12 protein-coding genes are annotated in these 13,250 nt (G+C 62.5%); 6 read left to right on the forward strand and 6 right to left on the reverse strand.

The genetic code is table 11. The annotated features are described in order from the left end of the window. The first annotated feature begins 31 nt into the window (after positions 1–31). A complete protein-coding gene (locus ACNAZA_RS12760) occupies positions 32–733 on the forward strand; it encodes an ABC transporter ATP-binding protein (RefSeq protein WP_415797004.1) in 702 nt (233 codons plus the stop codon). A gap of 44 nt (positions 734–777) precedes the next feature. Here the strand turns inward: ACNAZA_RS12760 and ACNAZA_RS12765 are convergent, their stop codons facing one another. From ACNAZA_RS12765 to ACNAZA_RS12775, 3 genes are all read right to left on the reverse strand, one after another. Continuing rightward, the gene (locus tag ACNAZA_RS12765; protein ID WP_415796943.1) at positions 778–1,245 is read right to left on the reverse strand and encodes a PaaI family thioesterase; all 468 of its coding nucleotides are present in this window, start codon (positions 1,243–1,245) and stop codon (positions 778–780) included. A gap of 95 nt (positions 1,246–1,340) precedes the next feature. Further along, positions 1,341–2,861: an acetyl-CoA hydrolase/transferase family protein gene (locus ACNAZA_RS12770; protein WP_415796944.1), complete on the reverse strand. Its 1,521-nt coding sequence runs from the start codon at positions 2,859–2,861 to the stop codon at positions 1,341–1,343. 253 nt (positions 2,862–3,114) lie between these two features. After that, positions 3,115–4,413: a solute carrier family 23 protein gene (locus tag ACNAZA_RS12775; protein WP_415796945.1), complete on the reverse strand. Its 1,299-nt coding sequence runs from the start codon at positions 4,411–4,413 to the stop codon at positions 3,115–3,117. 35 nt (positions 4,414–4,448) lie between these two features. On the opposite strand from ACNAZA_RS12775, the gene ACNAZA_RS12780 reads away from it, so the two are divergent. Beyond that, entirely contained in the window at positions 4,449–4,637 is a 189-nt protein-coding gene (locus tag ACNAZA_RS12780) for a hypothetical protein (protein ID WP_415796946.1), read from the forward strand. Here the strand turns inward: ACNAZA_RS12780 and ACNAZA_RS12785 are convergent. Further along, the gene (locus ACNAZA_RS12785) at positions 4,623–6,530 is read right to left on the reverse strand and encodes a B12-binding domain-containing radical SAM protein (RefSeq protein ID WP_415796947.1); all 1,908 of its coding nucleotides are present in this window, start codon (positions 6,528–6,530) and stop codon (positions 4,623–4,625) included. The genes ACNAZA_RS12780 and ACNAZA_RS12785 overlap by 15 nt on opposite strands. A 142-nt stretch (positions 6,531–6,672) precedes the next feature. Here ACNAZA_RS12785 and ACNAZA_RS12790 point away from each other — a divergent pair, with 142 nt between their 5' ends. Then, positions 6,673–8,799 (forward strand): acetoacetate--CoA ligase, encoded by a 2,127-nt coding sequence (locus ACNAZA_RS12790; RefSeq protein WP_415796948.1) that lies wholly within the window; start codon positions 6,673–6,675, stop codon positions 8,797–8,799. A 115-nt stretch (positions 8,800–8,914) separates the two neighbouring features. Here the strand turns inward: ACNAZA_RS12790 and ACNAZA_RS12795 are convergent, their stop codons facing one another. Next, complete coding sequence (locus ACNAZA_RS12795; protein ID WP_415796949.1) at positions 8,915–9,664, reverse strand: enoyl-CoA hydratase/isomerase family protein; 750 nt, start codon at positions 9,662–9,664, stop codon at positions 8,915–8,917. 160 nt (positions 9,665–9,824) lie between these two features. Here ACNAZA_RS12795 and minC point away from each other — a divergent pair, with 160 nt between their 5' ends. The 3 genes from minC (at position 9,825) to minE (ending at position 11,717) form a co-directional block, all read left to right on the forward strand. Then, positions 9,825–10,565, forward strand: a complete 741-nt coding sequence (gene minC / locus ACNAZA_RS12800) for a septum site-determining protein MinC (protein ID WP_415796950.1) — start codon at positions 9,825–9,827, stop codon at positions 10,563–10,565. Positions 10,566–10,626: 61 nt separating this feature from the next. Then, positions 10,627–11,439, forward strand: coding sequence for a septum site-determining protein MinD (minD, locus tag ACNAZA_RS12805; protein WP_415796951.1), 813 nt, complete (start codon positions 10,627–10,629; stop codon positions 11,437–11,439). A gap of 5 nt (positions 11,440–11,444) precedes the next feature. Then, positions 11,445–11,717: a cell division topological specificity factor MinE gene (minE, locus tag ACNAZA_RS12810; protein ID WP_120965550.1), complete on the forward strand. Its 273-nt coding sequence runs from the start codon at positions 11,445–11,447 to the stop codon at positions 11,715–11,717. 76 nt (positions 11,718–11,793) lie between these two features. Here the strand turns inward: minE and gorA are convergent, their stop codons facing one another. Continuing rightward, positions 11,794–13,161, reverse strand: coding sequence for a glutathione-disulfide reductase (gene gorA, locus ACNAZA_RS12815; RefSeq protein ID WP_415796952.1), 1,368 nt, complete (start codon positions 13,159–13,161; stop codon positions 11,794–11,796). Positions 13,162–13,250 lie beyond the last annotated feature (89 nt).

The following is a 13,250-nucleotide window of genomic DNA, read 5'->3' on the forward strand; positions in this document are numbered from 1 at the left end:
AGAAAAACCCGGGACAGCGGCCGCGCAAGCCATGTTCAGCCTGCAGCAAATCCATACCTATTACGGCGACAGCCATATCCTGCACGGCGTCTCGCTGGCTTTGCCGCAAGGCCAGGCCGTGGGCCTGCTGGGGCGCAACGGCATGGGCAAGACCACGCTGATCCGCACCTTGATGGGCTATGTGCCCGCACGTGAAGGCCAGGTGTTTGCCGACGGCAAGAACATCACCGGCGCAGCGCCCGAAAAAATGGCGCGCCTGGGCATTGGTTATGTGCCCGAAGGACGCGGCGTGTTCCCCAATCTCTCGGTCAAGGAGAACCTGTTGATGAGCGCCCGCGCCGGCCTCGACGGCCAGAAAAACTGGTCCTATGAGCGCGTGCTGGAGACCTTTCCGCGCCTCAAGGAGCGCCTAGCCAACGGCGGCAATCAGCTCTCGGGGGGCGAGCAGCAAATGGTCTCGATTGGCCGCGCGCTGATGACCAACCCGCGCCTGCTGATTCTTGACGAAGCCACCGAGGGTCTGGCCCCGCTGGTGGTGGCCGAAATCTGGCGCGTGATCGCCCAGATCCGCCAGACCGGCATCTCCACCTTGATCGTGGACCGCGACTACAAGAAAGTGCTGGCCCATACCGATCATGTGGTGGTGATGGAGAAAGGCCGGCTGGCCTTGCAGGCGGAATCGGCTCAGCTGCAAGCCCAGCCCGAACAACTCTCCGCCCTGCTGGGCGTTTAAAGGAAAGGGCCTTCTGGCACTTTATTTATTTACGCAAACAGCTATTATTTTGAGAGCGATTCCGCATCCAACCTCACGCGGCTGGCCTGCTCGGGCGGCAGGATTGCCATGGTCAGGCTGCAGCTGCAAGTGAGTTTGCCGTCTTCGTCGCGCAGCTCTATGCCCCAGACATGGGTGGTGCGGCCCAGATGGGTGGGACGGGCAGTGGCGGTGATCCAGCTGCCTTTGCGCCCGGCGCGCACATGGTTGGCCGAGACATTCAGGCCCACGCAGCGATAGCCCTCGGGAATCGAGCAGGCCGCAGCCAGCGAGCCCAGCGTTTCCGCCAGCACCACGCTCACGCCGCCATGCAAGATGCCGTAGGGCTGGCAAGTGCGTTCGTCCACATGAATGCGGGCACAGACATAGTCGTCGCCATACTCCGTGAACTCAATGCCCAGATGGGAAATTGCAGTGTTGGCACTGCCTGCGTTCAGCGCCTTCAAGTCCAACTCTTTTGTCCAGATCGCCATACCGCTCCTGTGGTGGTGCATGAAAAAAGGACGCCTGTTTCCAGGGCGTCCTTGCATGCTACGGAATTGGTGCAGCAGCGCTAGCACCAACAGGACTAGGCCTTGCTACGCATGTCGCCGGTTTCCATGAAGCGCTCATGCCAGCTCAGCGCCTCGCGCAGAATATGCGGTGTGTGCTGCGGGCCTTTGCTGCGGGCACGGTCAAAGTAGTCCTGCAACTGATCTCGATAGTCGGGATGGACGCATTTGTCGATGATGACTTGCGCGCGCTGCTTGGGCGAGAGGCCACGCAGATCGGCCAGACCTTGTTCGGTGACGATGATCTGCGTGTCGTGCTCGGTGTGGTCCACATGCGAGCACATGGGCACGATACAGCTGATCTTGCCGTCCTTGGCCACGGAAGGCGTGACGAAGAAGGACAGATAGCCGTTGCGGGCAAAGTCGCCCGAACCGCCGATGCCGTTCATCATGCCCGTACCCATTACATGGGTGGAGTTGATGTTGCCGTAGATGTCGGCTTCGATCATCGAGTTCATGGCGATGATGCCCAGGCGGCGCACCAGCTCGGGGTGATTGGAGATTTCCTGAGGGCGCAGGATGATGCGCTCGCGGTAGAAGTCGATGTTGTCCTCGAAGTCCTTGTAGGCCCCGGCAGACAGCGAAATCGCCGTTGCCGATGCCTTGCTCATCTTGCCGGCGCGCAGCAGATCGAGCATGCCGTCCTGCAGCACTTCGGTAAAGCCCAGCAGATTGTCGAACGGACCGGTCAAAAGGCCGGCCAGCACGGCGTTGGCCACATTGCCCACGCCCGACTGAATCGGCAGCATTTCCTTGGGCAGGCGGCCCATCTTCATCTCGTGGGCAAGAAAATCGATGATGTAGCCGGCAATCTTGTTGGAGTTCTCATCGGGCGTGGCAAATACATTGTCGCGGTCGCCCTTGTGGGTCTCCACCACGGCCACCACCTTGGCCGGGTCCACGCGCAGGTAGCGCTCGCCGATGCGGTCGTCGGCATGGGTGATGTTGATGGGCACACGACGCGGCGGAATGGCCGTGCCGTAATAAATGTCGTGCATGCCTTCCATCTTGGCCGGCAGCTGGGTGTTGACTTCGAGGATCACCTTGTCGGCAATCTCCAGCCAGGTCTTGTTGTTGCCCACAGCCGTCGAAGGGATCAGCAGGCCGTCGGCAGTCACGCCCAGCACCTCGATCACGGCGATATTCATCTTCCCCAGAAAGCCGAACCATGCGTGCTGGGCCACATGGGACAGGTGCATGTCGATGAAATCGATCTCGCCGGCATTGATTTCCTTGCGGGCGATGGGGTCGGTGTTGAAGGGCAGGCGCTGGCCCAGGGCATGGGCCTCGGCCATCACACCGTCGCATTCGGCGGCCGTGGAGGCCCCGGTCCAGACGTTGATCTTGTAAGGCTTGCCTTGCGCGTGCTCGGCTTTGGCGCGCTGCGCAATGGCTTGCGGCAAGGCCTTGGGGTAACCGGCTCCGGTAAAGCCGCTCATGCCGACATTGACACCGTGGGGAATCAAGCCGGCGGCCTCTTGTGCGGTCATGACACGCGAGAGGAATTCTGGATAACGTACGCGATCTGCGATGGACATTGCATGCTCCAACTACGAGGTTCCAGCTGCACGCCCGGCCTCCTCCATCGCTCGCGGTGGTTTTGCAGGCCTGTACTCACAGCGCTCAACTGACGCCTCAAAAAAAACCGCCCCGGTCAGGGGCGGCGTCTCCAGCGGGAAATAGTAACAGCGTGGAACACGATTTCCGGGTTATCCCTGAAAGGCCCCGCGCTGCTGTCAGGGGAATGATCCCCGATTACAGATCGGCACTCCTCCGGAGTTGCCCTGAGTTTCAGGCCGGCTTGCCGCCCTTGTTGAGCAAGGCGTACAGGATGATGGCGCCAAAGGTGGCGCAACCGATGCCGCCCAGCGCGAATTCGCCGAACTTGAGCGTGAATTCGCCCGTGCCCAGAATCAGGGTGATGGCGGCCACGATCAGGTTCTTGGTGTCCGAAAAGTCCACCTTGTTGTCCACCCAGATCTTGGCACCGGCCACGGCAATCAGGCCGAACACCACGATGGACACGCCGCCCATCACGGGCAGCGGAATCGCCTGGATCAGCGCGCCGAACTTGGGCGAAAAGCCCAGCAGCACGGCCAGCAGGGCGGCGACCAGGAACACGGCGGTGGAGTAGATGCGGGTTGCAGCCATCACGCCGATGTTTTCGGCATAGGTGGTCACGCCCGTGCCGCCGGCGGCGCCCGAGACCATGGTGGCCACGCCGTCACCGATGAAGGCACGGCCCATGTACTGGTCCAGGTTCTTGCCGGTCATGGCCGTCACGGCCTTGATGTGGCCCAGGTTCTCGGCCACCAGGATGATGACCACGGGCACGATGAGCAGCATGGCATTGCTGCTGAATACCGGCGTATGCAGCGTGGGCAGGCCAAACCAGGCGGCGTTGACCACGCCGCTCAGATCCACCGGCTTGCCCCAGCCCAGCATATTGGTGAACACGGCATAGAGCACGCTGGCCACCAGCAGACCGATCAGAATCAGCAGGCGCTGCAGCATGCCGCGCGTGAACACCGCCACCAGGGCCACGGACACAAAGGTCAGAGCCTGCATCCAGGCTTCAAAGTTGTTGGCCGCCATGTTCTTGATGGGAATGGAGGCCAGATTCAGGCCGATGATGGCCACCACGGCACCCGTCACCACGGGCGGCATGAAGCGCTCTATCCAGCCCGTGCCCACGACCTGCACCAGCACGCCAATCAGCGTGTAGACGGCACCGCAGGCAATGATGCCGCCCAGCGCCACGCCGATATTGGCGTTGGCACCCTGGCTGGCCGCATAGCCGGTGGCCACGTTGACCACGCCGATGAAGGCAAAGGACGAGCCCAGATAGCTGGGCACCTTGCCGCCGGTGATCAGAAAGAAGATCAGCGTGCCTATGCCGCTCATCAGCACGGCGAGGTTGGGGTCGAAGCCCATGAGGATGGGAGCCAGCACCGTGGAGCCGAACATGGCGATCACGTGCTGCACGCCCATCAGCCCGGTCTGGGGCCAGGGCAGACGCTCATCCGGCCCGATCACGCCCCCTGATTCCAACGCCGCCGAGGGCCGCTCTTTCCATTGAAAAATTCCCATCCCATCTCTCCTGGAGGTTTAAAACGGTGCCGATTATGCAAGCCGCGCCGATTTTTGGCGCAGCACAAGCACTACCGCTGGTGCGAACACCACGCGGCTGGCGGTATGGCTATCAAAACAGCAGCTATCAGCGCTTATTCGGCTTTGACTTCAACTTCAAAAAGGCCTCAGCCCAGCAAAAGACAGTCGTTGATAGCTATCAAAAGCAGTTATTTCTGCTGTAACGCCCGTGCAATGCGGTCGCGCTTGACCGTGGGCTTGGGCACCTTGAACGGGAACCACATACGCACGTCTTCTTCCAGACCGATGCCGTGCATGAAGTTGTAGATGGCCTTCTTCAGCGCCCCGCCCAAAGCGTCGTGATCCACGCCCGTGGGGTCGATGAAAGGCCTGTCGTTCTTGGCAAAGTCGCCGGGCGGCAGCGGCGGCAGCTCGATGCCGTATTCCTCGGGGTTCAGCCCCACCGGCGAGTGCACGGTGCAGCTGAAGCGGTGAAAGAAGCCGCTCTGTATGCAGCCGTTGAGGAACAGTTGGCGCACATATTCCAGCGCGTCCACCGTGTCCTGCACGGTCTGCGTGGGAAAGCCGTACATCAGATAGGCATGGACCAGAATGCCGGCCTCGGAAAAGGCCTTGGTCACGCGTGCCACCTGGTCCACCGACACGCCTTTTTTCATCAGCGTGAGCAGGCGGTCGGAAGCCACTTCCAGCCCGCCCGAGATGGCGATGCAGCCGCTGTCGGCCATCAGCTCGGCCAGCTCGGGGGTGAAGGTTTTCTCGAAACGCACATTGCCCCACCAACTGATGCCGGCATTGCGCGCAATCAGCTCCTGCGACAAGGCCTTGAGCGCCTTGGGCGGCGCGGCTTCGTCCACAAAGTGAAAGCCGGTCTGGCCGGTCTCGGCAACTATGGCTTCAATGCGGTCGGCCAGCACTTCGGCACTGGCGCCTTCGTAGCGGCCGATGTAGTCCAGGCTCACGTCGCAGAAGCTGCATTTCTTCCAGTAGCAGCCATGGGCCACGGTGAGCTTGTTCCAGCGCCCGTCGCTCCAGAGGCGGTGCATGGGGTTGAGCATGTCCAGCAGCGACAGGTATTTTTCCAGCGGCAGACCGTCCCAGGTGGGCGTGCCGACCTCGGCAAAGGCAATGTCGGCCTCCATCATGTTCACGTACTGCACAGCGCCATCGTCGCCGCGCACAAAAGTGCGCACCAGACGCGATCTGCCACGCTCGCCGCGCAGATGCGCCAGCAGCGCCAGCAGCGGGCGCTCGCCGGCATCCAGCGTCACAAAATCGAAGAAATCAAACACACGCGGCTCGGCCAGCTCGCGCAGCTCGGTGTTGACGAAACCGCCGCCCAGCACCGTGGTGATCTGCGGGTGGTGCTTTTTGATGGTCTGGGCAATGCGGAAAGCCGCATAGGCCGAGCCCGGAAACGGCACGGACAGCAGCACCACCGTGGGCTGGTGGCGCTCAATCGCCGCCAGCGTCAGCGCGCTCAGCATATCGTCCACCAAGTTGGGCGGCGCAGCCAGTGCATCGGCCAGCGGATCGAAGGTGGGCTGGCTGCCGGCCAGCGATTCGGCATAGCGCACGAATTCAAAGCGCTCATCCACCGCGTCGCGCAGCACATCGGCCAGATCGTTGAGATACAGAGTGGCCAGGTGCTTGGCCTTGTCCTGCAGGCCTAAAGCGCCAAAAGCCCAACCCAGCGGATCACCGCCCTCCTCGTCCTCATACACGTCCAGCGTGGCAAAACGCGGGCCTTCGGGCAGATAGTGGCGCCCGGCGATGCGGTGGGCCAGCGTGCTGTCGCGGCCCTGCAAAAAGGCAATGGCCGGGCCTATGGTGGCCAGATAGCGCTCCTGCTGCTCCACAAAGGACTGCACGGCCGGCGTGTGCTTTTTGGCGGGCAGAGTCTGGATGCGCTCGGCCACGGCGCGCAGGCCTTGGGGCGAAAGCAGCTCCAGCACCAGAGCCAGCGCCAGATCCTCCTGCACGGCCGTGATGCCACGCGAGCGCAAAAAGCCCGTCAGATAAGCGGTGGAAGGATAGGGAGTGTTGAGCTGCGTCATCGGCGGGATGACGGCCAGCACACGGGTAGGCAAGGCGGACATGGGGTGCAGGTCGCAGGCAAGCGCCGTTGACGGTGAAGACAGACCCCGATTATCCGTTTGCACGATCAGCCGTGCTGCACAGGTGACAAGTCAGGGGGCGAGTCCGGATGACGTCAGACGCCCCCGGCGCTAGGCTGATGCCATGGACTTCGCCCCCCAAACCTTTTCCGCCCCTTCCGCCTCATCGACTCCCGCTTATGTGCCGCAGATCCGGCTGTACCAGCAATGGTTGCAAGAGCAGCACGGTCTGAGCTTTGCCGACTATGACGCGCTGTGGCGCTGGTCGGTGACGGATCTGGATGCCTTTTGGCAAAGCATCTGGGATTACTTCGAGCTGCAGTCCCCAACGCCCCACAGCGCCGTGCTGGCGCGCAACACCATGCCCGGAGCGCAGTGGTTTCCGGGCGCGCAGCTCAATTACGTCCGGCAGGTCTTGCGCCATGTGGATGCCGCCCATGCGGCGGGCATGCCGGCCGTCGTCAGCCGCAACGAGCAAGGCCTGCAGCGCGAGCTGAGCTGGCCCGAGCTGCGCCGCCAGGTGGCTGCGCTGGCCCTGCACCTGCGCGCGCAAGGCGTGGGCAAGGGAGACCGGGTCGCCGCCTATCTGCCCAATATTCCCGAGGCCATCGTCGCCTTTTTGGCCTGCGCCAGCCTGGGCGCGGTATGGAGCATCTGCGCACCGGACATGGGCACCCATGCCGTGCTCGACCGTTTCAAGCAGATTGAACCCAAGGTGCTGATTGCCGTGGACGGCGTGCATTACGCGGGCAAGGATATCGACCGCCGCGAAGTACTGCAGGAGCTGCGCGCCGGCCTGCCCAGCGTGCAGCATGTGGTGCTGGTGCCGAACCTCAATACTTCTATAAAGATAGCTGATACCGCAGACTACATCAGCGTTACCAGCCGAAATGATGCTGAAACTGCGGCCTTCGAGCCCGAATGGCTGCCGTTTGACCATCCGCTGTGGATCGTCTACTCCAGCGGCACCACCGGCCTTCCCAAGCCCATAGTCCACGGCCATGGCGGCATGGTGCTGGTGGCCTTGCAACTCAAAGCCTTGCACAACGACATAGGCTGCAGCTACGACCCCAATAGCTGGGGCGAGCGCTACCACTGGTACAGCTCCACCGGCTGGGTAATGTGGAATGCCCAGGTCAGCGGCCTGTTGGGCGGCACGACCTGCGTGATCTTTGACGGCAGCCCCGGCGGCAGCAAGGAAAAGCCCGACTGGAGCACGCTGTGGCGCTTTGCGGCCGAAACCGGCGTGACCAGCTTTGGCTCGGGCGCAGCCTTCTACGCTAACTGCATGAAGGCCGGAGTGGATCTGTCTGGCTGCGGCGACCTCTCGCGCATACGCGGCCTGGGCAGCACCGGCTCGCCTTTGTCTGCCGAAGTGCAGCAATGGGGCACGGAGCAGTTTCGCAAGATCCGGCAGACCGGAGAGCGTGGGGGCGACATCTGGTGGAACAACCTCTCGGGCGGCACCGACTTTGCGGGCGCCTTTATCGGCGGCAACCGCGATCTGCCGCTCACGCCCGGCATCATGCAGTGCCGCCAGCTGGGCGCGGCCGTCGAAGCCTGGAACGAACAGGGCCAGCCGGTCATGGACGAAGTGGGCGAGCTGGTCTGCACCCAGCCCATTCCCTCCATGCCCCTGTACCTCTGGGGCGATACCGACGGCAAACGCTATCTGAGCAGCTATTTCGACATGTATCCGGCCGGCCACGGCCGCCAGCCCGGCGGCGGCGACGCTTCGCCAGCCATGGGCCCGGTCTGGCGCCATGGCGACTGGATTCGCCTGCTGGCGGGCGGCGGCTGCATCATCTACGGGCGCAGCGATGCCACCATCAACCGCCACGGCCTACGCATGGGCACCAGCGAGATCTACAGCGCCGTGGAAGCCCTGCCCGAGGTGCTGGACAGCATGGTGGTCGATCTCGAGTACCTGGGGCGCGAAAGCCATATGCCGCTGTTTGTGGCGCTGCGCCCCGGCGTGGTGCTCGATGAGGGTCTGCGCGCACGCATCAACGCCGCCATTCGCACCGCGCTCTCGCCACGTTTTGTGCCCGACGCCATCTATGCCGTGGCCGAGATTCCGCGCACGCTCAGCGGCAAGAAGCAGGAGCTGCCCATCAAGAAGCTGCTGCTGGGCCAGCCGCTGGCCAAGGTAGTCAACAAGGACGCCATGGCCAACCCCGGCTGCCTAGACTGGTACGAGGCCTTTGCCAGAGAACATCTGGCCAGAACTACAGCCGCAACCGCGCCTTAATCAGAGACACCCAGCAAGGGCCTAGGCGGCACCGCCGCCCCGCAGCAATGGTGTCGTTCCCCTCCCGATGCAACGTATCGATAGAGGGGGAAGCGGCGTAGCCGCTCAGGGGGAGTTACCGTCCATTGAATTGCGGCTGGCGCTTCTCGCGCCAGGCCGCGCCGCCTTCCTGCAGATCGGCGGAAGCAATCGTGGCCTGCACCGCCGCATCAATGCCGGCCTTGTCATGCACGCCGCGCGCGATGGCGTTGAGGTGCTTTTTCATGCCCAACAGTGCCAGCGGGGCCATGCCGGCCAGCGTGGTCTGCAGGCGCTGCAGCTCGGCGGCGATATCGGTACCATCTGCCAGATGGGTGAGAAAGCCGCAGTCCTTCATGGCCCTGGCATCCAGCTTCTCGGCCGTGAGAAACAAGCGTTTGGCCGTATCCACGCCCAGACGGGTGACATAGCGCTCCAGCCCCGACAGGTAGAAATGCAGGCCCAGGCGCGCGGCAGGCATGAACATCTGGCTGGCCGCCCCTCCCACACGAAAGTCGCAGGCCAGGCCCATGTCGGTGGCACCACCAAACACGCCGCCCTGAATCGCCGCAATCGTCACGGCGCGGCAGTTCTCCAGCGCATCCACCATTTCGCCAAACGAGCTGCCCGCGTTCTGGCTGTTGGCGATCTCGGCAATGTCATAGCCGCTGCAAAAATGCTTGCCCACGGACTGCAACGTCAACACCAGCACGCCGGGGCTGGCGTTGACCTGCTCGATCTGCGCGCGCAGTACCGTCAGGTCCTCGGGCAGCAGCTTGTTGGCAACTTCGGGACGGCGCAAAGTGATGCTGGCACATGCGCCTTGGATCAAAAGCTCAGGGGTCATACCTGTATTTTCATCCATGTGACAAAGTCCGAATCCGCGTTGAGTTGATGTAAGTGTTGTGGAGAGCGCCAATCAAAGCACCCTGGCTACCGCCTCGCGCGCGGGACACAGGTACACTTTGGCGTCCTCATAGCGCGTCCCTGTGGCGCCCTCTTCATCCATGGCAGTTGAACTCAACGGCGCATTGCGCCCCAGCTTTGACCTCAAGAGTGCGCAATTGCCCGTGCTGTCCATGGTGCTGCGCGAGACTGATGTGCGCGCGCTGATCGATGATCTGGCCAAACGGCTGGTCGACGATCCGGATTTCTTTGACAACGACCCGGTGTTGATCGATCTGTCCCATGTGGCCGATGCCGCCGAGGAAATCGACTTTTCCGCCCTGGTTGCCGCCTTGCGCGCCCACCGCACCGTGCCCGTGGCCGTGCGCGGCGGCAATGAAAAGCAGATGGCCGACGCCCATGCCCTGGGCCTGACGGCCGCGCCCGATATCGTTCCCGTCCGCCGGGTCGAGCCTGAGATCCGCGAAATCATCCGCGAAGTCGAAGTGCCCGTGGAAGTGCCGGCGCCGCTGGCCGATGCTCTGATCGTGGACAAGCCGCTGCGCTCGGGTCAGCGCGTCTATGCCAAGGGAACCGACATTGTGGTGCTGGCCATGGTCAGCTATGGTGCAGAGGTGATTGCCGACGGCAACGTCCATGTCTACGCGCCGCTGCGCGGCCGGGCCGTGGCCGGGGCCAGCGGCAATACCCAGGCCAGAATTTTTAGCACTTGCATGGAGGCGCAATTGCTCTCCATCGCAGGTATCTACCGCACAATTGAAACCGACTTACCCCCAGAACTGGCCGGCAAAGCTGCCAAGGTGCATCTGGAGGGTGAAAAAATCATCATCGAACCGGTGTGAACAAGACACACCGGGCGCCCCATCAACTCGCATTCATCTGTCTTTAAGGAATCGTGCAAACATGGCCAAAATCGTCGTCGTGACCTCTGGCAAAGGTGGGGTCGGCAAGACAACCACCAGCGCCAGCTTCGCTTCAGGCCTCGCATTGCGTGGCCACAAGACCGCAGTGATTGATTTCGATGTGGGTTTGCGCAATCTGGATCTGATCATGGGCTGCGAACGCCGCGTGGTCTATGACCTGATCAACGTCATCCAGGGTGAGGCCAACCTCAACCAGGCCCTGATCAAGGACAAGCAGTGCGACAACCTGTTCGTGCTGGCTGCATCGCAAACCCGCGACAAGGAAGCTCTCACGCAAGAAGGCGTGAAGAAGGTGCTGGACGATCTGTCCGGCATGGACTTCGACTACATCATCTGCGACTCCCCCGCCGGCATTGAAAGCGGTGCGCTGTTCGCCATGCATTACGCCGATGAGGCGCTGGTGGTGACCAACCCCGAAGTCTCGTCCGTGCGCGATTCGGACCGTATTCTGGGCATGCTCAGCTCCAAGACCGCCAAGGCCATTGCCGGCGAGCCGCTCAAGGAGCATTTGCTCATCACCCGCTACAACCCCAACCGCGTGCAGGATGGGCAGATGCTGTCGCTGGAAGACATTCAGGACATTCTGCGCATCGAGCTGATCGGTGTGGTGCCCGAGTCGGAAACCGTGCTTCAGGCCTCCAACCAGGGCATCCCTGCCGTGCACATGCAAGGTTCTGATGTGGCCGAGGCCTATCAGGATGTGGTGTCCCGTTTCCTGGGCGAAGACAAGCCCATGCGCTTTACCGAAGCCATCAAGCCCGGCTTCTTCAAGCGTATCTTTGGCGGGAGGTAAGCCCTATGTCCATGTTGTCGTTTCTGCTCGGAGAGAAGAAGAAGTCAGCGTCGGTGGCCAAGGAGCGCCTGCAGATCATCCTGGCGCGTGAGCGCGTGGGTGGCGAGAATTCCGGCAAGCCCGATTACCTGCCGGCCCTGCAAAAAGAGCTGATGGCCGTGATTTCCAAATACGTGGATATCAATCCCAGCGACATCAAGGTCCAGCTGGAACGCCAGGAAAACCTGGAAGTGCTGGAAGTCAAGATCGAGTTGCCGGACGCGCCGCGCGTTTCGTAAATCGCTACGCAATCGGTAGCGCTTGGCGCTGAATGGATAAGGAAATGGGCCTCGACGGCCCATTTTCATTTCAGACTTATGGCTTCAGCGGTTCGCGCATGGTCACGAACTCTTCGGCCACCGTGGGATGCACGCCCAGCGTGGCGTCCAGCTGCTGCTTGGTCACGCCGCACTGCAAGGCCACGGCAAAGCCCTGTATCAGCTCTCCAGCGCCCTCGCCCACCATGTGCAGGCCCAGCACGCGCTGATCGGCCGATCCCACCACCAGCTTGAGGAACACATGCTCCGGCTCGGCCCCCATGCGGTTGCTCAGCGGGCGAAACGTGGACTGGAAAATCTGTACCTCCCCCACGCGCTCGCGGGCCTGGGTTTCGGATAGTCCCACAGTCCCCACATGGGGGTGGGAGAACACCGCCGTGGGCACCAGGGCGTAATCGGGCGCGCTTTTTCCGCCCTGGCCAAACAATCTATGGGCAAGCACCGTGCCCTCGGCCAGCGCCACGGGCGTCAGCGCCATGCGGTCCACCACATCGCCCACGGCATGAATGGAGGGCACCTGGGTGGTGAAGTGTTCATCGACCGCGATGGCGCCTTTGTCATTGCATTGCACGCCCACTTCTGCTAGGCCAAGCCCTTCAGTGTTAGGGCTGCGGCCGGTGGCAAACATCACGCAGTCCGCCACCAGGCTCTGGCCGCTTTTCAGCTGCAGATGCAGGCCGTCGGCTTGCTTGTCTATGGCGACAATGGCGTCGTTCCACTGAAACCCCACGCCCTGGCCCTGCATCTCTTCGGCCAGCACCCGGCCCAAGTCAGCATCAAAGTGGCGCAACAGTTGCTGGCTGCGGTGCAGCAAGGTGGTCTTTGCGCCCAGTCCATTAAAAATGGAAGCGAACTCCACGGCGATATAGCCGCCGCCGACCACCACCACGCTCTGGGGCAGTTGGGGCAGGTAAAAGGCATGGTCGGAGCTTATGGCGTGCTCCACGCCCGCAATGTCGGGCAGGCTGGGCTTGCCGCCCGTGGCGATCAGGATATGGCGGGCGGTCAGAGTCTGTCGTCCGTCCACCAGCACGCTATGGGGGCCCGACAGCGCCGCACGGCCGCGAATGATGGTGATGCCCGAGCCCTGCAGCATCTTGTCGTAGACGCTGTTGAGCCGCTCGATTTCGCGGTCCTTGTTGGCAATCAGCGTGCTCCAGTCGAACTGCGGCGCAGCAAGCTGCCAGCCGAAGCCCTTGGCTTCCTCGGCCACCTGGCTGAAATGCGCGGCATGGCTGAGCAGTTTTTTGGGAATGCAGCCCACGTTGACGCAGGTACCGCCCAGTCGGCCCGACTCCACCACCGCCACGCGCGCCCCCAGACTGGCGGCCACACGGCTGGCACGCACGCCGCCGGAGCCCGCGCCAATCACCAGAAAGTCATAGTCGAAATCGCTGTGCTGCATATCTGTCTCGCTCTTGGTTGGAGTACCGACTCTAACCAAGACAGACAGAACCGGCCGCCACCGCGGTTATCGCGAGCCACTCGCCGGAT

Source organism: Comamonas aquatilis, from assembly GCF_965139575.1.
GTDB classification, from domain to species: Bacteria; Pseudomonadota; Gammaproteobacteria; order Burkholderiales; family Burkholderiaceae_C; genus Comamonas; species Comamonas aquatilis.

Excerpts from the sequence above, each read along its gene's own strand:
- ACNAZA_RS12760 (WP_415797004.1), top strand. The coding sequence starts at position 32 with ATGTTCAGCCTGCAGCAAATCCATACCTATTACGGCGACAGCCATATC.
- ACNAZA_RS12765 (WP_415796943.1), bottom strand. The coding sequence starts at position 1,245 with ATGGCGATCTGGACAAAAGAGTTGGACTTGAAGGCGCTGAACGCAGGC.
- ACNAZA_RS12770 (WP_415796944.1), bottom strand. The coding sequence starts at position 2,861 with ATGTCCATCGCAGATCGCGTACGTTATCCAGAATTCCTCTCGCGTGTC.
- ACNAZA_RS12775 (WP_415796945.1), bottom strand. The coding sequence starts at position 4,413 with ATGGGAATTTTTCAATGGAAAGAGCGGCCCTCGGCGGCGTTGGAATCA.
- ACNAZA_RS12780 (WP_415796946.1), top strand. The coding sequence starts at position 4,449 with ATGCAAGCCGCGCCGATTTTTGGCGCAGCACAAGCACTACCGCTGGTG.
- ACNAZA_RS12785 (WP_415796947.1), bottom strand. The coding sequence starts at position 6,530 with ATGTCCGCCTTGCCTACCCGTGTGCTGGCCGTCATCCCGCCGATGACG.
- ACNAZA_RS12790 (WP_415796948.1), top strand. The coding sequence starts at position 6,673 with ATGGACTTCGCCCCCCAAACCTTTTCCGCCCCTTCCGCCTCATCGACT.
- ACNAZA_RS12795 (WP_415796949.1), bottom strand. The coding sequence starts at position 9,664 with ATGACCCCTGAGCTTTTGATCCAAGGCGCATGTGCCAGCATCACTTTG.
- minC (WP_415796950.1), top strand. The coding sequence starts at position 9,825 with ATGGCAGTTGAACTCAACGGCGCATTGCGCCCCAGCTTTGACCTCAAG.
- minD (WP_415796951.1), top strand. The coding sequence starts at position 10,627 with ATGGCCAAAATCGTCGTCGTGACCTCTGGCAAAGGTGGGGTCGGCAAG.
- minE (WP_120965550.1), top strand. The coding sequence starts at position 11,445 with ATGTCCATGTTGTCGTTTCTGCTCGGAGAGAAGAAGAAGTCAGCGTCG.
- gorA (WP_415796952.1), bottom strand. The coding sequence starts at position 13,161 with ATGCAGCACAGCGATTTCGACTATGACTTTCTGGTGATTGGCGCGGGC.